Origin of the sequence: Trinickia violacea, assembly GCF_005280735.1 — a bacterium.
In the GTDB taxonomy this organism is placed as follows: Bacteria; Pseudomonadota; Gammaproteobacteria; order Burkholderiales; family Burkholderiaceae; genus Trinickia_A; species Trinickia_A violacea.
Map to the genome: position 1 here is coordinate 1,103,844 of NZ_CP040078.1, position 23,808 is coordinate 1,127,651.

Annotated in this window: 21 protein-coding genes; 13 read left to right on the forward strand and 8 right to left on the reverse strand. The window is 60.2% G+C overall.

The window, feature by feature from the left end; translation table 11 throughout:
- Window positions 1-51: 51 nt before the first annotated feature.
- The 3 genes from FAZ95_RS27040 to FAZ95_RS27050 form a co-directional block, all read right to left on the reverse strand.
- Window positions 52-477 (reverse strand): Ohr family peroxiredoxin, encoded by a 426-nt coding sequence (locus tag FAZ95_RS27040; protein ID WP_137335564.1) that lies wholly within the window; start codon window positions 475-477, stop codon window positions 52-54.
- A 566-nt stretch (window positions 478-1,043) separates the two neighbouring features.
- The gene (locus tag FAZ95_RS27045) at window positions 1,044-2,315 is read right to left on the reverse strand and encodes a three-Cys-motif partner protein TcmP (protein WP_137335565.1); all 1,272 of its coding nucleotides are present in this window, start codon (window positions 2,313-2,315) and stop codon (window positions 1,044-1,046) included.
- Between the two features lie 29 nt (window positions 2,316-2,344).
- Window positions 2,345-3,202, reverse strand: a complete 858-nt coding sequence (locus FAZ95_RS27050) for a DUF5131 family protein (protein ID WP_137335566.1) — start codon at window positions 3,200-3,202, stop codon at window positions 2,345-2,347.
- Window positions 3,203-3,469: 267 nt separating this feature from the next.
- Between FAZ95_RS27050 and FAZ95_RS27055 the strand changes: the two genes are divergently transcribed.
- Window positions 3,470-4,294, forward strand: a complete 825-nt coding sequence (locus FAZ95_RS27055) for a three-Cys-motif partner protein TcmP (RefSeq protein ID WP_254700302.1) — start codon at window positions 3,470-3,472, stop codon at window positions 4,292-4,294.
- Window positions 4,295-4,468: 174 nt separating this feature from the next.
- Window positions 4,469-5,017 (forward strand): hypothetical protein, encoded by a 549-nt coding sequence (locus FAZ95_RS27060; RefSeq protein WP_137337614.1) that lies wholly within the window; start codon window positions 4,469-4,471, stop codon window positions 5,015-5,017.
- A gap of 88 nt (window positions 5,018-5,105) precedes the next feature.
- Here FAZ95_RS27060 and FAZ95_RS27065 read toward each other — a convergent pair whose 3' ends face one another.
- Complete coding sequence (locus FAZ95_RS27065; protein ID WP_137335567.1) at window positions 5,106-5,873, reverse strand: SH3 domain-containing protein; 768 nt, start codon at window positions 5,871-5,873, stop codon at window positions 5,106-5,108.
- Between the two features lie 190 nt (window positions 5,874-6,063).
- Window positions 6,064-6,954: a transcriptional regulator GcvA gene (gene gcvA / locus FAZ95_RS27070; RefSeq protein WP_137335568.1), complete on the reverse strand. Its 891-nt coding sequence runs from the start codon at window positions 6,952-6,954 to the stop codon at window positions 6,064-6,066.
- Between the two features lie 112 nt (window positions 6,955-7,066).
- Here gcvA and FAZ95_RS27075 point away from each other — a divergent pair, with 112 nt between their 5' ends.
- From FAZ95_RS27075 to FAZ95_RS27110, 8 genes are all read left to right on the forward strand, one after another.
- Window positions 7,067-7,915, forward strand: a complete 849-nt coding sequence (locus FAZ95_RS27075) for a transketolase (RefSeq protein WP_137337615.1) — start codon at window positions 7,067-7,069, stop codon at window positions 7,913-7,915.
- Window positions 7,912-8,913 (forward strand): transketolase family protein, encoded by a 1,002-nt coding sequence (locus FAZ95_RS27080; protein ID WP_254700303.1) that lies wholly within the window; start codon window positions 7,912-7,914, stop codon window positions 8,911-8,913. The genes FAZ95_RS27075 and FAZ95_RS27080 overlap by 4 nt, the downstream gene beginning before the upstream one ends.
- A gap of 71 nt (window positions 8,914-8,984) precedes the next feature.
- Window positions 8,985-9,749: an SDR family NAD(P)-dependent oxidoreductase gene (locus FAZ95_RS27085; protein WP_137335570.1), complete on the forward strand. Its 765-nt coding sequence runs from the start codon at window positions 8,985-8,987 to the stop codon at window positions 9,747-9,749.
- Window positions 9,750-9,913: 164 nt separating this feature from the next.
- Complete coding sequence (locus tag FAZ95_RS27090; RefSeq protein ID WP_137335571.1) at window positions 9,914-10,954, forward strand: TRAP transporter substrate-binding protein; 1,041 nt, start codon at window positions 9,914-9,916, stop codon at window positions 10,952-10,954.
- A gap of 10 nt (window positions 10,955-10,964) precedes the next feature.
- Window positions 10,965-12,827, forward strand: a complete 1,863-nt coding sequence (locus FAZ95_RS27095) for a TRAP transporter large permease (protein ID WP_137335572.1) — start codon at window positions 10,965-10,967, stop codon at window positions 12,825-12,827.
- A 120-nt stretch (window positions 12,828-12,947) separates the two neighbouring features.
- Window positions 12,948-14,969: a transketolase gene (gene tkt, locus FAZ95_RS27100; protein ID WP_137335573.1), complete on the forward strand. Its 2,022-nt coding sequence runs from the start codon at window positions 12,948-12,950 to the stop codon at window positions 14,967-14,969.
- On the forward strand, window positions 14,969-15,934 hold the full coding sequence (locus tag FAZ95_RS27105; RefSeq protein WP_137337616.1) for a D-2-hydroxyacid dehydrogenase: 966 nt from the start codon (window positions 14,969-14,971) through the stop codon (window positions 15,932-15,934). The genes tkt and FAZ95_RS27105 overlap by 1 nt, the downstream gene beginning before the upstream one ends.
- Window positions 15,935-16,663: 729 nt before the next feature.
- A complete protein-coding gene (locus FAZ95_RS27110) occupies window positions 16,664-18,586 on the forward strand; it encodes an FAD-dependent oxidoreductase (protein ID WP_137335574.1) in 1,923 nt (640 codons plus the stop codon).
- Between the two features lie 502 nt (window positions 18,587-19,088).
- On the opposite strand, the gene FAZ95_RS27115 is transcribed toward FAZ95_RS27110, so the two are convergent.
- Window positions 19,089-19,595, reverse strand: a complete 507-nt coding sequence (locus FAZ95_RS27115; RefSeq protein ID WP_137335575.1) for a YkgB family protein — start codon at window positions 19,593-19,595, stop codon at window positions 19,089-19,091.
- A 360-nt stretch (window positions 19,596-19,955) separates the two neighbouring features.
- Entirely contained in the window at window positions 19,956-20,261 is a 306-nt protein-coding gene (locus FAZ95_RS27120) for a carboxymuconolactone decarboxylase family protein (protein WP_137335576.1), read from the reverse strand.
- Window positions 20,262-20,291: 30 nt separating this feature from the next.
- On the opposite strand from FAZ95_RS27120, the gene FAZ95_RS27125 reads away from it, so the two are divergent.
- The 3 genes from FAZ95_RS27125 (at window position 20,292) to FAZ95_RS27135 (ending at window position 22,735) form a co-directional block, all read left to right on the forward strand.
- Entirely contained in the window at window positions 20,292-20,987 is a 696-nt protein-coding gene (locus FAZ95_RS27125; protein ID WP_254700304.1) for a response regulator transcription factor, read from the forward strand.
- A gap of 75 nt (window positions 20,988-21,062) precedes the next feature.
- The gene (locus tag FAZ95_RS27130) at window positions 21,063-21,740 is read left to right on the forward strand and encodes a hypothetical protein (protein WP_137335577.1); all 678 of its coding nucleotides are present in this window, start codon (window positions 21,063-21,065) and stop codon (window positions 21,738-21,740) included.
- Window positions 21,725-22,735, forward strand: coding sequence for a VTT domain-containing protein (locus FAZ95_RS27135; protein ID WP_137335578.1), 1,011 nt, complete (start codon window positions 21,725-21,727; stop codon window positions 22,733-22,735). Before FAZ95_RS27130 ends, FAZ95_RS27135 begins: the two co-directional genes overlap by 16 nt.
- Before the next feature lie 47 nt (window positions 22,736-22,782).
- Here FAZ95_RS27135 and FAZ95_RS27140 read toward each other — a convergent pair whose 3' ends face one another.
- Window positions 22,783-23,472, reverse strand: a complete 690-nt coding sequence (locus tag FAZ95_RS27140) for a cytochrome b/b6 domain-containing protein (RefSeq protein WP_175425778.1) — start codon at window positions 23,470-23,472, stop codon at window positions 22,783-22,785.
- Between the last annotated feature and the right edge of the window lie 336 nt (window positions 23,473-23,808).

Consider the following 23,808-nt stretch of genomic DNA (forward strand, 5'->3'; position numbering starts at 1 on the left):
CGCGCCTTGCGGGAGCGCGCCCCGAATGTCCGTTGGGTTCGTGTGCGGGGGTTAGCGCACGTTGATGGCGACGTCGATGTTGCCGCGCGTGGCCTTCGAGTACGGGCACATTTCATCGGCGGCATGCACGACCGCTTTGGCCACTTCATGCGCCACGCCCGGCATGCTCACGTCAATGCGCGCTTGCAGGAAGTACGCGCCGCCGGTCATGCCGAGATCCACTTCGATATCGACCGACAAGTCGGACGGCAGCGCGACTTTCTGCGCCTTGGCTGCGAGTTCGATCGCGCTGATAAAACAGGCCGACCATGCGCCCGCGAACAGCCGCTCGGCGGTCGGATGCGCGACGACGTCCGAGAACAACTGCTGCGGTTGCGCGTCGTTGCCGGGCGACGAGAGCGCAAGGTTCACGCGCTCGCGGCCGCTAATCGTCGTGTGGGTCTTGCCGGTGAGCAGCACAGTTTCGATCTTGGTCATCACAAATCTCCTGGGTGGGTGCTGTAAGAAGGTTTATATCGGATGCGATGTAATCGCATGCGTCGAATGATGGTGGAAAGGTCGAGCGATGTCAAGCGTATAAGATTAAATCGCATGCGATTTTTGATAGCCTGCAGACCCGGAATTCCGCTGACGAATCGTCACGGCGCCGAGGCGCTGTCGCGCTGGGCGCATGAGAGGGTGGAGTGGCCGGGGCGCGGCACGCTGATGCGGGTGGATTTGGCTGCGCTGTGCGGGCAGGTGGCGACGGTTTGACTGTGGTTTGAGCGCGTTTGAATTCTGGATACTGCGACGAAACACCGCAAAATCCTCCCCGGCGCTTCAAATCCGACCCTCATGCATCACATCACTGAGGATCGAGGCGAGTCGAGTGGTAGATACGATTCCGCCGATGGACGCGGGGAAGCCATGGCGGAAGAACACGGAGATGAGTGCGCCCGAGCTGGAGATGCAGCAGCTCTCAATTCATGCGTGCGGGAGTTTAGGGGGCGGAAGCGGCAGTTTGTGGAAGGCGGTTTCGGCGGAAACGTCGCTTCCTACGAGCCCTAAAGGTTGCTCGGCAAAAAGAGCTTAAGTTGTTTCGACTTGTCTACGAAGTCGGTATCAGACATATATCGTGCCCGATAGCGCGGTTTACCATCCATCGAGCGGACGGTAACTTCACCTTCTGTAATGAGCGTTGCGAGAGCCTCTTTGTACATAGAGGCGGTGGCAGGTGTGCCATTGCAAGTTTCTGCGAACAACCTCGAAAATGGCTTGGGGTCGGGCTGCTCGAAGATACAGCGAGCAAGTTGGATAACGAGTTCCTTGTCTGACTTGGCGCGCGCTACGTCGTCGAACTTAAACCCGCCGTCAAATTCCTGCAGGAACCCCATAGTTTGTGGAGCAAGCATGTTCAGCCCTGGGCCGCCGTAGTGCATGAAATGATTGCTATGCTGCCAGTGGACTTGCTTCATCACATCTTGCGCACGGTGATGCTGCGACAGATGGACTAACCAGTATTCTCCGTGACCAGCACCCGTGCCGCGAATGAAGAACGGTGTGAAAAAGTCTGCGCCGCATCCTTCTACCAGAGCTTCATACAGTGCTGCCTGAATGAATCGACGCCAGTCGGCTTCGTCGCGTTTGATCTCCTCAATGGAACGCCCGCCCAAGTGCTTGAATATATCGATTCGAAGCGTCGACGAAATCTTTCTCGCGAGCTCGTCGTTCGTATATGTCGCAAAAGACGAGACATGGAACGTCAGAATAACCTCCGCATCACGAGCACTGGCGAAGATATGTTGGATAAGTGCTGTAGGTACCTCGGTGTAGCCGTACTGGTCCAAAAAGAAAAGCACCGTTCCGGAACGAGGAGTATGCCGCACAACGCTGGCAAGAACGTCACTAACGGCTGAACCAAAGTCGGCGTGCAGGATGTGGATCGTTTTACCTATCGCCTGTTCGTACCCTCGCTCTTTCAGGACATCGCGCAAGTGGTTGAGAGCCTTCTTGTCCTTGTCAATAAAGATGAACTGGACGTCAAAGAGAATCTGCTTAGGACGCTCTCGATTGATCTTCAACGATGCTTCTTCAACTGCCTGGAGGATGCGGATAGGCGAACCATCAACGAGTTCGCTCGTTCCTTCGAGATGATATAAACCCCCTCCACAAAATCCATCGACCAGCGTAATCCGGATTCTGTCACGGCCGCGTGCATTTAGCAGACGCTGCTGGAAATAGCGGATGAGGTAGTCGACCAGAACTTGATGTTTAGTCTGGCTATGCGGTTCGAGCGTGGCCGGGCCGTTACTCCAATCGTAGTGACTTTTTGCCAAGTGAGGACCTTCGAAAGAGATTGAGCGGACTACAGGACGGTGCTCGGAAACTGATCCCAGTGCTTGCCGGCCAATATCCGGCCTGCCTTGCCCTTGCCGATGGCTGCAACCGAGACCTCTGAACCGTCCTTTCGAATGACATGAATCGGGGTGCCCTTCTTCATGACGTCGACTACCTGCTCAACAGGTGCCCAGTGACCCCATTGCTTGAAATGGAAGGGTACTTTCGCCTTCGCGCACTGACGCTGCAATGCGGCCGGCCAAGCCGGATCCATCGGCCGAGAGTGCGGACCAGATTCGCCGCCGGCGATTACCCAGTCAACGCGATTTCCGATTTCATTTCGAACGAGATATTCGGAAAGGTCAACAGCTGACAGAAGCGGTTCGCACGATAGAAATCTGACCGAAGGAGAGGAGAATTCTAGAAGGTGTTTTATTCGCTTTTTTGCAGTCGCCTGATCTTCCACGGTGGTGCCGAGCCACACATGCTTCGGAAATTCATACCCTTTTGGTAGCTGCTTCCGAACCAGATGAATGCGCTTCGTTAGTAGCAGCCAGTCCAGATTTGGCGTCTTTTCAATGAGGTCAAGTAAACGCCGCCGTTCTGCAATCAGATCCGACCTGTTCTCAAAAATGTCGGCCATCGATGCGCAGAAAACGCGTCTGCGAACCTTATCTCGCGCAGCGTCCTTATCCCACCTTAAGGGCTCCTTCCAGTGAGCATCACTGAAGAAGCGACGAGGGGTGTGAGGACCCCATAGACCTTCTCCCAGGCGCTTTGCCCAGGTCTCCGCGTAGCAGTGATCACACGCGGCCGATACCTTGACACATCCCCACCACGGATTGAAGGTGTGGTGCGTCCATTCGATGCGAGAGTCTTTTCCCATTGCCGGCGACCTGTTTCCAGTTGGAGTGACATTGTACTCGTCACGATTCGGCGGCAAAAGGATGTCCGACGTTCAGTCAATCGGGCATCCCCGCCTAGGCAGATCGCTGCTCAGTCTAGCTCTAATCAAGCCGAGAAGTGGGTATCCGATGCCGAATGAAAGACGTGCGATAGCCATTTGGGGGAGATTGTCGTTTGAGTCCAGAAGCTTATATATTGGCCAGGTGCATCCTCAAACAACAACTGAAAAATACAAGGGAAGAACAGAGTGGAAACCGACGATAAAATTGCGATGGATCCGGTCGACGGACTCCCGGCCATGGTTGTGGGACGTTGGGTAACGGAGGAGAAGCATCAAATCATCAAACGATACATCGATGCATCTTGGGCGGCGCGGCAGAAATTTACGAGCCAGCGAACATATATCGATTTGTTTGCCGGAACTGGACGGGTCAAGATCAAGCACACTCAATCATTCCTAGATGGTGGACCGCTCGCGGCATGGCGAATCGCCCAGCAAAGGCGAGGGGCGTTTTCAGACTTTTTCGTCGCGGATGCAAACTCTGAATATCTAACAGCGTGCGATGCGCGCCTGCGCGGCCTTGGGGCGCCAGTCAGGTCAAAGGTAGGGCGGGCGGATGAAACCATCGACTGGGTGATGCCGCAGTTGTCCCAAAGTGGACTCCATTTGGCGCTGCTAGATCCTTTTAACGCCGGTCATCTTCACTTTTCCATTATTGAGGCGCTCGCTACCATGCCGGCAATGGATATCGTGGTTCATCTAAGCACAGGCGACATACAGCGCAACATCGCGTCGGGTCTCGAGGCCGAGCAATCGCCGTTGGACAAATTCGCCCCGGGCTGGCGAGACGTAGTTAAGAAGCAGAGTTCGAAGCAGACGATGCGCAACGCATTTATCCAATATTGGACGAGTTTGATCAAAAAGGCGGGTATGAACGTGTGCGACACCATGTACCCCGTGAGGAATAGCAAGGAATCGACGATGTACTGGCTATGCCTGCTGTCCCGGCATTCGTTGGCGGAAAAATTGTGGCGCGTAGCTTGCCAATTCGAAACTCGCAACCTTTTCTAAGATAAGGTCGAGCTAGCTCGAAGCATCGGATACGACCGTGAACGAGCGCGAATAGGTCGCAGCGCTGGATGGGCCGGGCGAAGCGGAATTCCAAATATTGCGAAGAAACACCACAAAATTTTTTCCGGCGTTTCAAGTCCAACCCTCATGCATCGCATCACGCAAGGGGGCAGTATGACTTCGCGCAGAATGAACGCAGTCATTCCGCGACGGGATCGCTTCAGGGCGCTGCGTGGCATAGGCGCCTGCGTCCTGATGCTGACGCTCAGCGCCTGCATCCAACCCTGGGACCGCTTTCACCCAGGCGAGCCCGAATCGGCCGTCACTGCGGCCCTGGGTCAGCCGAAAGAAACCTACGACCTGCCGAACGGCGGCAAGCGCGTGATGTGGCCGACGCAACCGATGGGCGAAACCACCGTCGCCGCCGATATCGATCCAAGCGGAAAAGTCGTCAGCGTTCGCCAAGTGCTGCAACCCTTGGAGTTTTATCGTGCGGAACCCGGCAAGTGGACACGCGCCGACGTGCTGGTCAATTTCGGCCGGCCGGAAGAGACGATGTATCTGCCGCTCGTCAAACGCGAGATCTGGACCTACCGGTATGAAGAAGACAACACCTGGTACCAGCTCTTCCACTTCTATTTCGACGACGCGGGCGTGCTGCGCTCGACGCAAAAGAGCCCCGACCCGCTACACGACCATCCCGACAACGAGAATATGAACTGAGCGGCGTCAGTCCGAGGCCGGGTGATGAGCCGGCCTCGGGTTGCGCCGAAACGCGCTTGCGATAACGCGCGTGAAGCGCGAGCGGGCGCTAGTGGTTACTCGAATGGTCGCGATCGTCGCCGCCGCCGTGCTGCTCGTTGCCGCCACGTGGGGCGGGCTGTCCGCCCGGGTGGGCCATCTGGCCTTGAGGGCTGCCCATCGCATGCGCAGGTTGCTGCGGCTGTTGCGCCGGTCCGTGAGCGTAGCCCGGTTGCTGCGCCGGCCCATGCCCGTACTCCGGTTGTGGATGTGGCTGCTCCGGCCCGTGGGTATAGCCAGGCTGCGGCTGCGGATGTTCCTGCGGCCCATGTCCGGAGCCCGGTTGTGGCTGCGGCTGCCCACCTTCACGAATCACCGGCCTCGGGTTCAAAGCCGGCCCACCCTGCGGGGGCGGCCCGCCATGTGGCGGCGGGTGATTGGCCCAGCGGTCCCGATCGTGGTACCACGGCCGGTCGTAATAATAGCGGTCCCAATAGCTGCCGAACGAGAACACCACCACCGGCACCCCGATCTGCACGCCGTACGTCATGATCGGCACTTCCGAGCCTTCATAGGGATAGCTCAGATATCCGCCGTAGACCCATCCGCGAAACTCGGACGTTGAGACGTCGCACCAGCTGTAATCGGATACGCAGCCGTTCACGGCAAGCTCCACTCCGGGCGGCAGTTCCGCGACGACCGGGTAGTCCGAAGCGGGACCGGCGTACACGTAGACCGGTTGCGTCGTGTACGCCGCCGATTGCGCGAACGCCGCGCCGGATAGCGCCATCAAGCAGGCGCTTGCCACGGCGGTGCGAATGACGGTTTTCTTTTGCATGTTGCCTCCCTCGGAAAAGCGGCTGCCTGTACGTCTTATGTGTGATGAGTATCGCCCCGCAAAATCGACGGTTCTATCGCGCCGACACATTCCTTTGACATGTCTAGTGTCTGCTGAATTGCATGCGGCTGCCCGGCCAATTACCGTTTGTCAGCTTTCTTACGATTGAGCAAATTCCGTGCTGCGCCGCTCACGCTTCGAGCTGTTCGAAGAGCCAGTCCTGGAAGCTGCGCAGCTTGGGCAGGTCCGCGCGCGACTTGAGCAGGTTAAGCGTGTAGCCGTGAACCTTCAATCCCTCCATCCCCAGCGGCGCGACGAGCCTCCCCGTTTCCAGCTCGCGTTGCACGAGCAGCAGGCTTTCCAGGCACACCCCCAATCCATCCACCGCCGCGCTGATCGACATGAACGAGCGGTCGAAGCGCGGTCCGCGCGTGATGTCGAGACGCGTCTTGCGATTCAGCCGCATCCAGTCGCGCCACCCGACGAGGCAGCTTTCGCTATGGATCAGTGTGTGGTGCTGCAAATCGGCGGTCGTGCGGATCGGCTGCTCGCCGTCGGCAAGCTGCGGCGCGCACAGCGGCACGATCGTTTCGGGCGGCAGCTCCAGCACGATCGTGCCGACCGGCTGCAACTTGCGCGCGCCGTAGCGGATGTCGACGTCGACGGCCTCCGTGCCCAGGTCCGCGGGGTCTGACGATGCGTTGAGCCGCACGTCGATGTCGGGATTGAGCGCGGAAAAGCGCGCGAGGCGCGGCATCAGCCATTGCGTCGCGAAGCTCGGCGTGGCGTGCACGGTGAGGATGTCGCTTTTCGCGACGCGGCCGATGTTGCGCGTCGCCGCATCGATGCGTGCGAAGGCGGCGGCAATCTCCTCGGCGTATTGGCGTCCCGAGTCGGTCAAGACGACCGCGCGATGCACGCGATGAAAGAGCCGCACGCTCAATTGCTCTTCGAGAAGCTTGACCTGGTGGCTGATGGCGGAGGGCGTGACGAACAGCTCGTCTGCGGCAAGCGCGAACGACGAGAGCCGCGCCGCCGCCTCGAACGCCTGAATGGACTTGAGCGTAGTGCGATTGTGCATCACAGCATTCCGATGAATTGAATTCAGCGATACGGCCACTTTAATTCGTTTGAGCGCGAGAACTCAAGGGCCTACGCTTACAACAACTCATACGGAGGAGATCACGGTGACTATGAGCGAAGCCGGACGGACGACCGAATCCGTCCAACTCGCGGAACGCGCATACCGCATCCGCCGCAACGCGCTCTTGATGGGCGAGGTGCAAGGGCAGGGCTACATCGGCCAGGCGCTGGACATTGCCGACGTGCTGGCCACGGCCTACTTTCATGCGATGACATACCGCGCGGACGACCCCGACTGGGAAGGCCGCGACCGTTTCCTGCTGTCCAACGGCCACTACGCGATTGCGCTCTACGCCGCGCTGATCGAAGCGGGCATCGTCCCCGAAGAAGAGCTGGAAACGTATGGCAGCGACGACAGCCGCCTGCCGATGTCCGGCATGGCGAGCTACACGCCCGGCATGGAGATGTCCGGCGGCTCGCTCGGGCAGGGTCTTACGATCGCGGTCGGCCGCTGCCTCGGATTGAAGCGCAAGGGCTCCGGTTCGTTCGTCTACACGCTGTTTTCCGACGGCGAACTCGACGAGGGCGCGGTGTGGGAGGCGCTCATGTCCGCCGCGCACTGGCAGCTCGACAACCTGATCGGGATCGTCGACGTCAACAACCAGCAAGCCGATGGGCCGTCGACGCAGATCATGGCGTTCGAGCCGCTCGTCGAAAAGCTCGAAGCGTTCGGCTGGTTCGTGCAGCGCGTCAACGGCAACGACCTCGAGGCGGTCGTCGCCGCCTTCGACGCGGCGCGCGCACATCGCGCTCCACAGCCGCGCATGATCGTCTGCGATACGAAGATGGGCTGCGGCGTGCCGTTCCTCGAAGCGCGCGAGAAGAACCACTTCATCCGTGTCGACGCGCACGAATGGCAACTCGCGCTCAAGGCGCTCGAAGAAGGAAAGCAATCATGAGCCAAGCCATCGCACAAAAGCCGCGTCTGAAGACGTCGGCGATGATCGCGTCGATTGCGGGCGAAGGACAGGCCACGCGTTCCGCCCCGTTCGGCCATGCGCTCGTCGAGCTGGCGAAGCAGCGCCCAGAGGTCGTGGGCATGACGGCCGATCTCGGCAAGTACACCGACTTGCACATCTTCGCGAAGGCGTTCCCTGAGCGCTACTACCAGATGGGCATGGCCGAACAGTTGCTGATGGGCGCGGCCGCGGGCATGGCGCACGAGGGTGCGCAGCCGTTCGTCACGACGTATGCCGTGTTCGCGTCGCGCCGCGCCTACGACTTCATCCACCAGACGATCGCCGAGGACAACCTCGACGTGAAGATCGTCTGCGCGCTGCCGGGTCTTACGACGGGCTACGGTCCGAGCCATCAGGCCGCCGAGGACCTCGCGCTCTTCCGCGCGATGCCGAACCTCACCGTGATCGATCCGTGCGACGCGCACGAGATCGAGCAGATCGTGCCGGCGATCGCCGACCATCGCGGCCCCGTCTATATGCGCCTGTTGCGCGGCAACGTTCCGCTCGTGCTCGATCAATACGACTACCGCTTCGAGCTCGGCAAGGCCAAGCTGCTGCGCGATGGCGCCGAAGTGCTGATCGTCTCGACCGGAATCATGACGATGCGCGCGCTCGAAGTGGCGAAGGCGCTCGAACAGGACCGCGTCGACGTGGGCGTGCTGCATGTGCCGACGATCAAGCCGCTCGATACGGTGACGATCCTGCGTGAAGCGCGGCGCTCGGGCCGCCTCGTCGTGGTGGCCGAGAACCATACGACGATCGGCGGTCTCGGCGAAGCGGTCGCGACCACGCTGCTCTGCGCAGGCGTGACGCCGCCGTTCCGTCAGATCGCGCTGCCCGATGCGTTCCTCGACGCGGGCGCGCTGCCGACGCTGCACGACCGCTACGGCATCTCCACGAACGCGATGGCCGACACGATCAAGGGCTGGCTCAGCTAAGCCGCATTCATCACGTCACTTCACTACACGACATTCAGCGCTCGAAGCGCACCCTATCAGGAGACTTCAACATGTCAGAGTCGACACTTCTTGCCGGCAAGGTCGCCGTCATCTCGGGCGCGGCCTCGCCGCGCGGAATCGGCATGGCCACGGCGCGCATGTTCGCCGCCCACGGCGCGACGGTCGCGATCCTCGATCTCGACGAGCGCGCGGCGAGCGAAGCCGCGTCGTCGATCGGCCCGGCGCATCGCGGCTACGCCTGCAACGTGACCGACCGGCAGGCGTGTCACGCCGCGGTCGAGCGCGTGGTCGCCGATCTCGGCAAGATCGACGTGCTCATCAACAATGCGGGCATCACGCAGCCGGCCAAGCTGCTCGACATCGATCCGGAAAGCTGGGACCGCATCCTCGACGTGAATCTGCGCGGCGTGCTGTATCTCTCGCAAGCGGTCGTGCCGCAGATGAAGAAGCAGGGCAAGGGGTCGATCGGCTGCATGTCGTCGGTGTCGGCGCAGCGCGGCGGCGGCATTCTCGGCGGCCCGCATTACTCGGCCGCGAAGGCCGGCGTGCTGGGGCTCGCGAAGGCAATGGCGCGCGAGCTCGGCATCGACGGCATCCGCGTGAACTGCGTGACGCCCGGCTTGATCCAGACCGACATCAACGCGGGCAAGATCAGCGACGACAAGCGCGGCGAAATTCTGGCCGGCATTCCGCTGAACCGCCTCGGCGTGCCCGATGACGTAGCCGGCGCGTTCCTGTTTCTAGCTTCGGATATCTCGTCGTACATCACGGGCGCCGTGATCGACGTGAACGGCGGCATGCTGATCCACGGCTAAGCGCGGAGCGGCAGATCGTCCGGCCTGCGTTTGACGGAGGAGACACCGGACGATCGCTTTGCGGCAATGGCGGTAAAGGCGGCATACGCGCGTCGCCAGAAAGCGCTACATCACGACATTACACAGCACAACAAGAATGAAAACCCATATTGGAGGAGCACATCATGACGACCCAGTCGAATGCTCGAGGCGGCATCGATCGCCGCACGTTTCTGAAGGCCGGTGCCGCTTTGAGCGTGGCGGCGCCGTTCATCGGCATGTCGCGGCGCGCCTCGGCGGCCGAGTTCTCGTATAAGTTCGCGACGGGCCAGGACCCGTCGCACCCCGTCAACATCCGCGGCAAGGAAGCGCTCGACCGGATCCGCGAGGCCACCAACGGACGCCTCGACATCAAGCTGTTCCCGGCCAATCAGCTCGGCTCCGATACCGACCTGCTCTCGCAGGTGCGCAACGGCGGCGTCGAGTTCTTCAATCAGGCGTCGTCGATTCTCGCGACGCTCACGCCCGCTGCCGGCATCGTCAACACCGGCTTCGCGTTCAAGGACTACGACACGGTCTGGCGCGCGATGGACGGCGATCTCGGCAATTACATCCGCGCGCAGATCGCGAAGTCGGGCATCGTCTCGGTGTGCCCGGTGTGGGACAACGGCTTTCGGCAGATCAGCTCGTCGACGCGTCCGCTCAAATCGCCGGCCGACTTGAACGGCTTCAAGATCCGCGTGCCGCAGGCGCCGATGCTGACCTCGCTCTTCAAGGCGCTTGGCGCGGGCCCCACGCCGATCAACTTCAACGAGCTCTATTCGGCGCTGCAGACGGGCGTGGTGGAAGGCCAGGAGAACCCGTTGCCGATCATCGCGACGGCCAAGCTCTACGAAGTGCAGAAGTACATCAGCCTCACGTCGCACGTGTGGGACGGCTACTGGATTCTCGGCAACGTCGCGGCCTGGAACAAGCTGCCGCCGGATATCCGCGCCATCGTGCAGCGCGAGTTCACGCGCGCTGGCATGGACCAGCGCGCCGATATCGCGAAGCTCTCCCAGTCGCTGCGCAACGACCTGAAAGGCAAGGGCATCACGTTCGTCGACGTCGACCGCGAAGCGTTCCGCGGCGCGCTCGCGAAGACTTCGTTCTATGGCGACTGGAAATCGAAGTACGGCGGCGAAGGCTGGGGCATCCTCGAAAAGTACGCCGGCAAGCTCGCCTGAAGGGGACGCCATGATCACGCTCTCTTACCCGCATCATTCGCCGCGGCGTTTCGCGTGCGCGCTCGACGCCGCGCTCGGGCCGCTGGTCGAAATTCCCGCCGCGCTCTTGGTGGTCGCGGAAATCGTCGTATTGCTGGCGGGGGTAACGAGCCGCTATGTGCTGCGCTCGCCGCTCGTCTGGTCCGACGAACTCGCCGAGATCCTGTTTCTATGGCTCGCGATGCTCGGCGCGGTGGTGGCCTTGCGCCGTGGCGAGCACATGCGGATGACCGCCGTGGTGGGCATGTGCTCGCCCGGCGTGCGTGCGTTCCTCGACATGGTCGCTATCGCGGCGCCGCTCGCGTTTCTCGGGCTCGTCATGTGGCCGGCCGTGCAGTTCGCGCAGGACGCATCGATGGTCACCACGCCGGCGCTGAGCCTCTCCGATTCCTGGCGCGCGGCGGCGTTCCCGGTCGGCTCGGGGCTCATGCTGCTCGTGACCGTGGTGCGGCTCATTCGCGAGGCCAACTGGCGCCTCGTGATCGCCGCGCTGGCCGCCGTCTTCGCGATCGGCTGCGCGTTCGTCGCGCTCGGACCGGTGCTGAGCAATCTCGGCAACTACAACCTGCTGATCTTCTTCGTCGGGCTCGTGGCGCTCGGCGTGCTGTCCGGCGTGCCGATCGCGTTCTCGTTTGCGCTCGCGACCTTCGGCTATCTCGCGCTGACGACGAGCACGCCGATGACGGTCGTCGTCGGCCGCATGGACGAGGGCATGTCGCACCTGATCCTGCTGTCGGTGCCGCTGTTCGTGTTCCTCGGCCAGCTGATCGAGATGACGGGCATGGCCGCCGCGATGATCGCGTTTCTCGCGAGTCTGCTCGGGCATGTGCGCGGCGGTCTGTCGTATGTGCTGGTGGGCGCGATGTATCTGGTATCCGGCATCTCGGGTTCTAAAGCCGCGGACATGGCGGCGGTCGCCCCCGTGCTGTTCCCCGAGATGAAGGCGCGCGGCGCGAAGCCGGGCGAACTCGTCGCGCTCCTGGCCGCGACCGGCGCGCAGACCGAAACGATACCGCCGAGCCTCGTCTTGATCACGCTCGGTTCGGTGACGGGCGCCTCGATCTCGGCGCTGTTCACGGGCGGCATGCTGCCCGGCATCGTGCTCGCCATCACGCTGTGCGCGCTCGTGTTCTGGCGCAATCGGCGCGAGGATCTCTCGCACGTGAAGCGCGCCGGCGCTGCCGAAATCGTCCGCAAGCTGCTGATCGCATTGCCCGCGCTGGCGTTGCCGTTCGTGATCCGCATGGCGGTGATTCGCGGGATCGCGACGGCCACCGAAGTCTCGACCATCGGCATCGTGTACACGGTGCTCGCGGGCCTCTTGATCTATCGCCGCTTCGAATGGGCGCGCCTGAAGCCGATGCTGATCGAAACGGCGTCGCTGTCGGGTGCGATTCTGCTCATCATCGGCGCGGCGACGGGGATGGCCTGGGCGCTCACGCAGTCGGGCTTCTCGGGCGAACTCGCCGACACGCTCGCCGGCTTGCCGGGCGGGGCCGCGACGTTCATCGCCGCGTCGATCGTGGTGTTCATCGTGCTCGGCAGCGTGCTCGAAGGCATTCCCGCCATCGTGCTGTTCGGGCCGCTGATGTTCCCGATCGCGAGGCAGTTGGGCATCAACGACATTCACTACGCGATGGTCGTGATTCTTTCGATGGGCGTCGGCCTGTTCGCGCCGCCGTTCGGCGTCGGCTACTACTCGGCCTGCGCCGTGAGCCGCATCCATCCGGATCAAGGCATGAAGCCGATCGCCGGCTACATCGTCGCACTCGTCATCGGGCTCATCGTGGTGGCCGCGGTGCCCTGGATTTCGACGGGCTTCCTGCATCAGTAATCACGCTCGCGCGCCGGCCTTCGGCTTCGGTCGAGGGCGGCGGCGCGCGGCGCTCTCACTCACTCATCGTTTTCAGCAGCGCCGCTTGTTGCGAAGCCGCGCGCAAGGAGCCTTTTTGCCATGTCCACCCTAGACGAAGCCGGAACGCCGCTCGCGAACGCCATCCGCTTTCTTTCGATCGACGCGATTCTGCGCGCGGGCGAAGGGCACCAGGGCGTGCCGCTCGGCATGGCCGAGATCGCCACGGCGCTGTTCACACGCCACCTGAAGTTCAATCCGGCCGACCCGCAATGGCCCGACCGCGATCGCTTCGTGCTCTCGAACGGCCATGGCTCGATGCTGCTGTATTCGCTGCTGTATCTGACGGGCTACGCGCGTATCGATCTCGATCAGATCAAGACGTTCCGCCAGTTCGGCTCGCACTGCATGGGGCACCCCGAATACGATCCGGCATCCGGCATCGAAGTGACGACCGGCCCGCTCGGGCAGGGGATCGCGAACGCGTTCGGGATGGCCGTGGCCGAGGCGTATTTGAACGCGAGGTTCGGCAGCGGCATCGTCGATCACTACACGTATGCGTTCGTCGGCGACGGCTGCCTGCAGGAAGGCATCGGCCAGGAGATGATCTCGCTCGCGGGGCATCTGCGGTTGGGCAAGCTGATCCTGTGCTGGGACGACAACCGCATCACCGACGACGGCAGTACCGAGCTGTCGATCAGCGAGGACGTGCGCGAGCGCTTTCGCGTCGCGGGCTGGCACGTGATCGATGTCGATGGGCATGACATCGACGCGGTATCGGCGGCTCTGGAGCTTGCGCGCAAAGACCCGCGTCCGTCGATGCTCGCGTGCCGGACCGTCATCGGCCGAGGCATCGCGCGGCTGCAGGGGCAGCGCGGCGGCCATAGCGGGAAGCTGTTCGACGCGGACGCCGAGGCGGCCCGCGAACTGCTCGACTGGCCGCATGGGCCGTTCCATGTGCCCGACGAAATCTTGTCGGCGTGGCGTCGCGCGGGGCGGCGCAGCGCTGACTCGTATCACGCTTGGCAGGCCCGCGTGGCGGCGCTGCCGGCGGACGAGCGCGCAGAGTTTGAGCGCATTCAGGCAGGCCGCTTGCCCGACGGCTGGCGCGATGTGCTCGAAGACTACCGGCGTCGCGCGGCGGAAAACACGGAAGCGCAGCAGGGCATCATGGTGTCCGCCGAGATCAACGATCTGTTTGCGACGACGCTGCCGGAGCGCATGGTCGGCTGCGCCGACCTCGAAGCGCCGACGAGCCACAAGCGCCGTTTGCACGCATTCACGGCCGCGGACCGCAGCGGCGCGTACGTGCACTGCGGCGTGCGTGAGCACGTGATGGGCGCGATGGCGAACGGCATGGCCGCGCACGGCGGCGTGATCGCGACCTGCGTCACGTACCTCGCGTTCTCCGATTACGAACGCCCCGCGATGCGCATGGCCGCGCTCATGGGCCTGCCCGTGAACTTCGTGTTCAGCCACGACTCGATCGGCCTCGGCCGAAACGGCCCGACACATCAGCCCGTCGAGATCCTCGCGTCGTTGCGCGCGATGCCGAACATGCACGTGATGCGTCCCGCCGATGCCGTGGAAGCGGCGGAGTGCTGGGAGATCGCGCTCGAACGCAAGGACGGTCCGAGCACGATGGTGTTCGCTCGGCAGGCACTGCCGCCGGTGCGGTGCGTACATGTCGCCGAGAACCTGTCGCGTCGCGGCGCGTATGTGCTGGCCGAAGGCGTTGGAAGCGCGCGCCAGGTCACGCTGCTTGCCACCGGTTCCGAAGTGGCGATCGCGCTCGAAGCACGCGCGCGCCTGGAAGCCGAAGGCGTGGCGACGGCGGTCGTCTCGATGCCATGCTGGGAAATTTTTGACGAACAGGACGCGGATTATCGCGCCGCCGTGCTCGGGCCGGGCACGGTGCGTGTCGCCGTGGAAGCCGCCGTGCGCTTCGGCTGGGACCGCTACCTCGGCGAACGCGGCGGCTTTGTCGGCATGACCGGCTTTGGCGCGTCCGGTCCCGCCGAGGTGCTGTTCGAGCACTTCGGCATCACGGCGGGCCACGTCGTGGAAGAAGCGCGCCGCCATCTTTTGAAGGGAATCGAACAGGAGCTCAAGGAAGAAGCATGATGGAAAAGATCGTCTTTCTCGACCGCGCGACGCTCGCGCCGCAAATCAAACTGCGCAAGCCGGGCTTCGCCCACGAATTCGTCGAATACGAAAAGACCGCCCCCGAAGACGTGCTGACCCGGCTCGCGGGCGCAACGATCGCGATCACGAACAAGGTGGCGCTGACGAAGGAAGTGCTTGACCGGCTGCCGGGTTTGAAGCTCGTCGCCGTGGCCGCGACCGGCACCGATTGCGTCGACAAGGCCGCTTGCCAGCATCGCGGCATCGCCGTGGCGAACATTCGCGGCTACGCGCTCAACACCGTGCCCGAGCACACGTTCGCGCTGATGCTCGCGCTGCGCCGCAACCTCGTCGCGTATCGCAACGACGTGCTTGCGGGCGTGTGGCAGAAGTCGGGGCAGTTCTGCTTCTTCGATCATCCGATCCATGATCTCGGCGGGGCGCGGCTCGGGATCATCGGCGAGGGCGTGCTCGGGCAGCGCGTCGCGGAGATCGGCAAGGCGTTCGGCATGGTGCCGATGTTCGCCGCGCACAAAGGCAAGCAAGGCTTGGGGCCGCTTTATACGCCGTGGTCGGAAGTGCTCGCGACGAGCGACGTCATCAGCATCCACAGTCCGCTTACGCCCGAGACGCGCAACATGCTGGCGATGCCGGAGTTCCGCGCGATGAAGCGAAAGCCGTTGATCATCAACACGGCGCGCGGCGGGCTCGTGGACGAAGGCGCGCTCGTGCAGGCGCTCGATGAGGGCTTGATCAGCGGTGCCGGGTTCGATGTGACCGATGGCGAGCCGCCGCGCATGGATAGTCCGCTCATGCGTGTTGCGGGGCGGCCGAATGTGATTCTGACGCCGCATGTGGCGTGGGCTTCGGATGAGGCGCAGCAGGCGCTTGCCGATCAGCTGGTGGACAACATTGAGAACTTTGTTGGCGGCAAGCCGACGAATTTGGTGCAGAGCGCGTATTGATTAAGGGGCGGCGGCGGATATGCCTTCGAGAGTCAGGAAGGCTCGACATCCATTTCGTTGGCTGAATTAGCCGCCGCCAAAGTCGGTCAGGCCAAACCGATCCATACAATGGCTTTCGGGCGTTGGTTTTGCCCTGCTCGATGGCAGCAAGCAAAGTGCGTCGGCCATTCGGTTCTCTCGTGCATGTTCTCATATCCCATAAAGACCAAATCGCACGATTGAGTAGCGGTCTGGCTATTAGCCGCGAAGCGTTGACTAAACGGATGGCGCTTAAGCCGGATTGTCGCTAAATGACTGCGGAGGCGTGCTTTTGGTTGGTCGGATACTGGCGGTTGTTCACAAGCTGAGTTGTCTGGAAAGCTGACGGGCCGCAATCCTGAATCTGTCGACGCTGCTCGACGTGGTGGCTTCTCCGGTAAGTGTACATAGAGCAAACGTATTGCGGGTTCATACCTGAGCATATGAACCCGATACCTTGTGGGCGTTGTCGGAATCTTCCGCATGCACGAAACTGTAGGGGAATCAGATCATCCCGGTGGAGAACTATTTTGCCGAACACAACGATGACTGGATCAACTGTAAATCGATGCGACCGCATCACCTGGGCGCGACGTCATCATGAGCGACGGTGGCGGACTTTTTCCAAAGGTGGGACGGGGATAACTTCCGGCTGTGGTCACCGTTGTAGCTTAGTCTATGGGACGAAAGTTCCGATCAACCAGATGCTCTATGAATGCAGACGAGGAATCCACGTTCGACCCAGAGCGTAAGGATTCGACAAAGAATACCGATGGACAGTCGCCAGACATTACACAAGACGACTTCTCTGATGTCCCGCCAGAGTCGTCTATCCCCGTGGGCGGCGTTTCCGCGAACTATGGTCGCTACATTTCGAATGAACCAACGGATCACGCTCCGGTGACGTCGCGGAATGCGCGCGCGGGACGGTCTGCTAACTACGGCTCTTATCTGAATCGAAGTCGTGCGATCGGGGACGAGGAGCGGGCGACGCGGACAGCGATCGAACAACGGCGCCCTCAGATGTTTCCGCGGCTCGGAGTTGCGGACGTCGAACGTACACGTCGATTCGGCGCGCTGGAGTCATGGAAAGCCGGCGAGACGATGTTCCGCGCCGGCGAGAAGGGACTCGGAATAAGAGTTATCTTACGGGGCAATGTCTTGCTTACGCGGCGAGATGGACTGGGACAATCACGATTTTTGGCGGAACTGGCTGAGGGGCAGTTCCTTGGGGAGACAGCGCAGCTCACGGGGAAACCATATCTAGTAGACGGATATGCGCTCAAGGATGTGGACGCGATCCTGATCTCACCCGCGCAGGTACGGGCACTCCTGATAGAGGAGGCACAGCTGGGTGAAATCATCATGCGCGCCCTCATACTGCGCCGCGCGGAGCTTGTTCAGGGAGGCAGCGGCCCGGTACTCATCGGACCGGCGACAGACACCAAGACCTTGGCGCTCGAGGGATTCTTTCGGCGAGTAAATCATCCCTACCGGGTGGTCGATACGGAGAGTGATGCGGAAACCGTCGGCGTCCTCTCAAAGCTTCCGGACTGGCGCGAATCGACGCCAATTGTGGTGCTGGCCGATGGAACTATCTTACGTCGACCTGACGAGGCGACGCTGGCTGACAGGCTTGGGCTCTTGCCAGAATTGGCTCCAACGAGTATTTACGATGTCGCGATAGTCGGGGCGGGCCCGGCTGGACTGGCGGCCGCGGTATATGCCGCGTCAGAAGGCCTGTCCGTCATCGTGTTCGACTCACACGGCGCTGGCGGGCAGGCCGCGGCCAGCGCACGTCTCGAAAACTATCTGGGCTTTCCCGCCGGGATTTCGGGTCACGCACTGGCCTATCGCGCATTCATGCAGGCGGTAAAGTTCGGTGCGGAAATTTCGATTCCGTCTGAAATCTCGAAGCTGGACTGCGCGGTGTCGCCGTTCAGGGTTCATCTCACTGGTGGCCGTCTCGTCAGTGCGCATTCAGTGGTAGTTGCCAGTGGCGCCTCGTATCGTCGTCCAGATATCGATGGTCTTGATTTGTCCACGGCGAAAGGCGTCTATTACTGGGCGTCTTCGGTCGAAGCGAAGCTTTGTCAGGGCACAGAGGTTGTACTAGTCGGAGGAGGAAATTCGGCCGGGCAGGCAATCGTTTACCTCTCAAACTATGCGAGCCATGTCCACGTACTCGTGAGGCGGGGAGGACTCGAAGAGAGTATGTCTCGATATCTGATCGATCGTGTAATGGCCCTACACAACGTGACGATACATACACGCACGACGATCGAATCAGCATCCAGCGATGAAGACGGACTTTGCGGTCTGACGGTGAATACGGAGGGGCGAAATGCGTCAATCGAGACAAGACACCTCTTTCTGTTCACAGGCGCCGATCCAAATACCCAGTGGCTTCGCAACTGCGAAGTGGAAGTTGATGACAGAGGCTTTGTTTTGACAAGGGCTGCGGAGTCGTCCGACTCCTCTAGATGCCTCACATTCCAGACCAACGTGCCCGGCATCTTCGCTATAGGTGACGTGCGCTCGTCGTCTATCAAGCGAGTCTCGGCTGCAGTCGGAGAAGGTGCGGCGGTTGTATCGGAAATTCATTTGATGCTCGCGCAGACGCGTGCATGTTGAACACATCATGCCAGCCATCTTATGGCTGACGTTGAAATTCGTTATGCAATGTAGGACGCTAGTCGACAATACCCACGATCTGCGTGTGCGTGCGCCTTGATGGCTTGGGATGTGTCGAATAGAACACGACTCCCCATGTCATCGCCGACAGAGGCTTTTCCTCGAGTGCGGAAGAGTTTGCCGACGCGCTGGCGCGCTTAAGTCATCACGTCCGCACTGGCAGAGGCGGCTGGGGATATCGCCCCACCTATCTGATATGACGTTTCAATGCTGGCGGCTTGAGCGCCCGTAGCGCCTTGTGGCGCGACAAAGTCACCCGCGCTGCCGGGCTTCGTGCTTCCACTCCGGAACCCGGGACGATGGTAGTCCCGCGACAGCCCGCTCGGACCCGGTGGCGATGCTGGCGCGACGGCGCCAATTCCTTGGCGTGTGCACCGGATTTGTCCACGGTCGAGGCGTCCGTGCGTAACGTGCGCACAACGAGCGCCAATAATCTACGAGGCTATCGAGGCATTGCTGCAGCCTCTGGAGTGCGGACCGGTGCAACCTGAATTGATTTGATCAACAGGCAAGCGGACGCGGCGAGAAGGACAAGGTCCTTGAGCAGGAACTGCCCGACATCACCTGATAGCCAAGGGAAGCCGCCCAAGGGGGCTGCTGTTACGCCTGGAGTGCTAAACATAAACGACAACGTGGTGATATACGTCGCGCACGACATCGCCGCACCAAGGGCGGAAAACAGCGGGACGAATGCGCCCAGGATAAGGGCGGCGGCTGTCGACAGTTCGAGGACACCGATGACATCGCTCGCACCTTGTACACCGAATAAGGTGTTAAGCCAGCCCATAATCGGACTATGCACGATGAACGAGGAGATCCCGTGAGCCTCGTAACTGGTGAACTTCATGCAACCGAACCAGAGGAATACGACTACCAGGGCCCAACGGAGGAACCCAAGCGGCCAGACGGAAATGTCACACTTTTCGGCGACGTATACGTTCTTAAGCATCTTTCGCTCCAGTAGATTTGATTTGAGAAGTTAGGTTGATCGAGCCAACGCCATGACAACATCTGCGACTATTTAGTCGTTGCAAGCGAGGGAAATGTATAGAGCGGCCCTTCTGGCGGGCGAGCTTGCAATCGGACCTTCAACCCCCATTAACAAACATACGTGAGTATCGTTGGATGTTCGCATGGACGCACATATTCAAGAGTCCGAACAAGGTCGAGGGGACACGGTTTGTCAGCGCGCCGAGAAGTAATAAAGCCTAGCAATTCTCGCGGGCAGTGAGACAACGCTGCGTCCGGCTAACACCGGCCTACCACGCAATCTGCTGACGTGCGCACGGCGCGTACAGGGGAAACACTATTATTCCTGCATCAGGTGCGTGGCATGAGTGATCGCGCCGCCCGCGCGAATTGCAGCTGCCACCACCGCAGTCTCCGCCAACTGGGCGTTAGTCGCACCAGCGTCCCGCGCGGCAGTCGTATGAAGCTCGATGCAATACGGACACTGCGTGGTTAGCGCGACAGCAACCGCAATCAGTTGCTTGGTTTGAACGGACAACGCACCTTCCTCAAAAGCGGCTTTGTCGAACGCCCAGAACGCCGCTATTCCCGCTGGTGCGTGTTCTTCAAGTTTTTGAAGGCGATTCAAATTTGACATGTCAAACATGTTCAACTCCCGACATGGTGAAGCACCTGCGTGATAAGTCTTGCAGCTTCGGATGATGGATTCGGTGTCGACAAACAGGATCACGCCCCTCGTGTTTACCGGCACCTTTTCGTCAATTGGATCATATGCGGATATGCGCCGGTCAACAAACATACTTCGGTATATCAAAACCTCTACTGTGAATCCCTCGCTGATCTTTTGGCGACGGTGGGTCTGAGCGTGAAACTCTTCACCTCCGCCACCGAAATGTTCGATGTGTTGGAGCGGACTGCAGATAAATGCACCGCCGCACCTAACTGCCTCATTTTGGATGTTCGAATGCCCGGGATGGGAGGTCTTGAGGCACAAGAGCGTCTCGCCAAGCTCAAGCAGCACATACCGATCGTCTTTATGACGGCACACGGCGATATCGCGATGACTGTGAAGGCGATGAAGTCGGGTGCCCATAACTTTCTGAGCAAGCCCTTTCGTGACCAGGACATGCTTGATGCGGTGCGGTCCGCAATGATGCACGACCGCACGCATCGCGAAAACGAGCGGGTACGGCGCGAGTTACGCGAGCGATACGAATCCTTGACCGCCCACGAGCGCAAACTCCTGTCCATGGTCACGAGCGGTCTGATGAACAAGCAGATTGCGGCAAAGATGAACCTCAGTGAGATATCAATAAAGGTTCATCGCGGGCACGTGATATACCGAGGTATCGCACAAGACACTGGAAGATAATTGACGACAACGTCGGATTTTTATTGAATTACGCATAGCTCTTTCTGTCATTCCATAACTAGTTCGAGGACTGTGATGTACGATCCAGCGGACATGATGAGTGTATTTGCAATCTGCGTTGCGCTCGCGGGCATCGCTTACCTTCGCCAGCTATTTGCCGCTACGGAACTGTCAGCGCTTCACAATTCCGCGCTGGAATATTCAATTTATGGCGATCTCATTCTCCCTACCGATTTTTACGCCTGGATCTATGTGCAGTTAACCGACGCGTCGCTCCACAACCCGGTCGACTTCGACATGGTGATGAACTATCCCGATGCGTACATCGCCCCCTCCGCCTATGAACATTTCCTGTCCACTCATACCCTTCCAGATGGCATCATAGCTTTCAAAAGGATTGTTGGACGCTCCGCAATTACGAGTTCGGGACTTGCCGATCAAAGTTGCAGACCGTGTTCTGTACCCTCCGATATAGAACGCGCAAATGTCGCGGTCAAGGACCGGCTACAATTCGGCGAGAATCATGGGTGGGGATTTTTTCGCCTGAATCAACATGAGCTTAACGGCTTGCGGCGTAAGACTTTGAACGTACGCCCTCCAAAACACGATGACTCAAACCGATCGAACGATGCGCAGGAGGGCCGCGATGCGCGCGTGCTTGGGGTCGTTCATCGGCAAACACGGGACGTCACAGGCCATGCTGGCAAATCATGTGTCTTGTTCCCTGAGTCGAATCCATGCTTCGAGAATTGATCGTCGAGTACGGCGTTCCGCTGGTTTTTCTGAACGTACTGCTCGAGTCCCTCGGCTTTCCTGTTCCCGCGATGCCGGCACTCATCCTCACCGGTGCAATCACCGCGTTGGTAGGCGGTCACGGCAATGTTTGGGCGATGAGACTGTCCTTGTTCAATGTGGTTCTCGTTGCAGCGAGTTCGGCCCTGTTGGGTGACTTGTTATGGTTCTGGCTCGGACGGCGTTACGGGAGTCGCGTCCTAGGATTTCTATGCAGCATGTCGATCTCCCGAGACAGCTGTGTGAGCAGGAGCGGCGAAGTTTTTGGGAAGTTCGGCGTTCGTGTGCTTGCCGTAACCAAATTCATTCCGGGTCTGTCGACCCTCGCAATACCTGTCGCTGGTGCGATGAGCGTGTCCCTCACCAGTTTTCTTTTTTACGATTCCGTCGGGGCGGCGCTATGGGCGACCGTCGGGGTAGCTCTCGGCGTGCTGTTTGCCGACGCCGTGGACACGATTCTCAATCTCCTGGACTGGTTCGGCTTGGGGGCAGTCGTGATCACCGCGATATTTCTAGTTATTTATGTGGGTATCCGATGGCGACACCGGGCGACCCTGCTTCGTCGTTTGCGCATGCCTCGGGTCGATGCCGTGGAGCTTGATGCGCTACTGTTAGAAGATCCCCCGCCTTGCATCATCGATGCCCGACAGGGAGTTCGGCGACGGAGCGATCCTGTCCGAATCCCGGGTGCGATCGTGCTTGATCACGGCGCATCCGCAGCACAGCTCGACGGAGTGGACAGGAGCAGAAGATTCGTTATTTATTGCGATTGTCCGAACGAAGTGAGCGCGGCATTAGTCGCGGAGCGAATGAAGACAGAGGGTTACAAGAATGTGTTCCCACTTGCTGGTGGACTGGATGCGTGGCGGGCCGCGGGGTTTGCCCTCGAACCGTTGCTTCTTGACGCGGCGTCGCGAGAAGCAGCGGACAAGATTCATCACAGTTCCGCGCCATGAGACGTGGTAAAAGGTCGTTCTGGTCGCTTGGCATGCGTCATGGCGCGTCAAAGCTGGCAAATCAGCGTCGCAATGATGACGGAGCAAAGAAATAGCGACAGCGCTCGCCTGGCGGATATGATCCGTGGCTTCTCAAAACCGGGTGGTAGATATTGTATTCCCGTCAACATCGGCCGAACCAGATTTTGTCGCTTCACAATCCAGTAGAGGGCGACCACAGCTATGTGAATCGCGACGAACGAGATCAAGAGAGTGAACAATTTTTCGTGCACAGATACCAGTGTGTTCGAGGTATCAGCGGAAAAGATGCCGAAAAGCGGTCCTACTTGGGCCACGTCGTTGTACGCATATAGGCCCGTCAATACTTGCGTCGACAGTACCAAGATAAGTGCAACCACCATCCATCCGCCGCCGGGTGTGTGTCCGAGGTACGTAGGACCGGCGTGTGAAAAGAAGCGACGGGTGTATGCCAACGCAACCGAGGGCCGTACCAGAAGCCGTCTGAAACGCGCGGTTTCGCTACCCCAAAAGCCTAACAGAATGCGGAAGATCAGCAACGTCAGGGTTAATTGTCCCAGACGAACGTGCCACGTCATCCAGTTGTACCGGGATGTTACGTATGCGGCGATGACGAGACTGACAATTGACCAATGAAAGATTCTCACTGACCAGTCCCACACGTGCACGGGCTCGCGCACGGTTTCAGCGGATGGTGACTTCGATGCCTTATCCAACATTGGCTCTTTTTTGGCAATATGATGGCATGAGTTCATGCTGCGAGTGTACGTCACGGCGCTGGCATTATTAGGAACACGATGCAGATAATTCGTATCGCGTTTTATACCAAAGTATTTCCCGCTCTTGAGGTGCGGAGTTATATCGAATCGCTATAGAGCAGGTGAGAATATGACATGACAATGCGCCCGGGCACGAGGGCATTTCACCAGACACTACAGTCGTAGGAATAGCGATAGTACGAAGGGCTGTGTGCTTAAGGCAGAAGAGTTTCCATCGTCCGATGGATATTGAGCGGCGACGGTCTGTTTGCTCCGGTTGCCGCGCGGCGTTCGTCG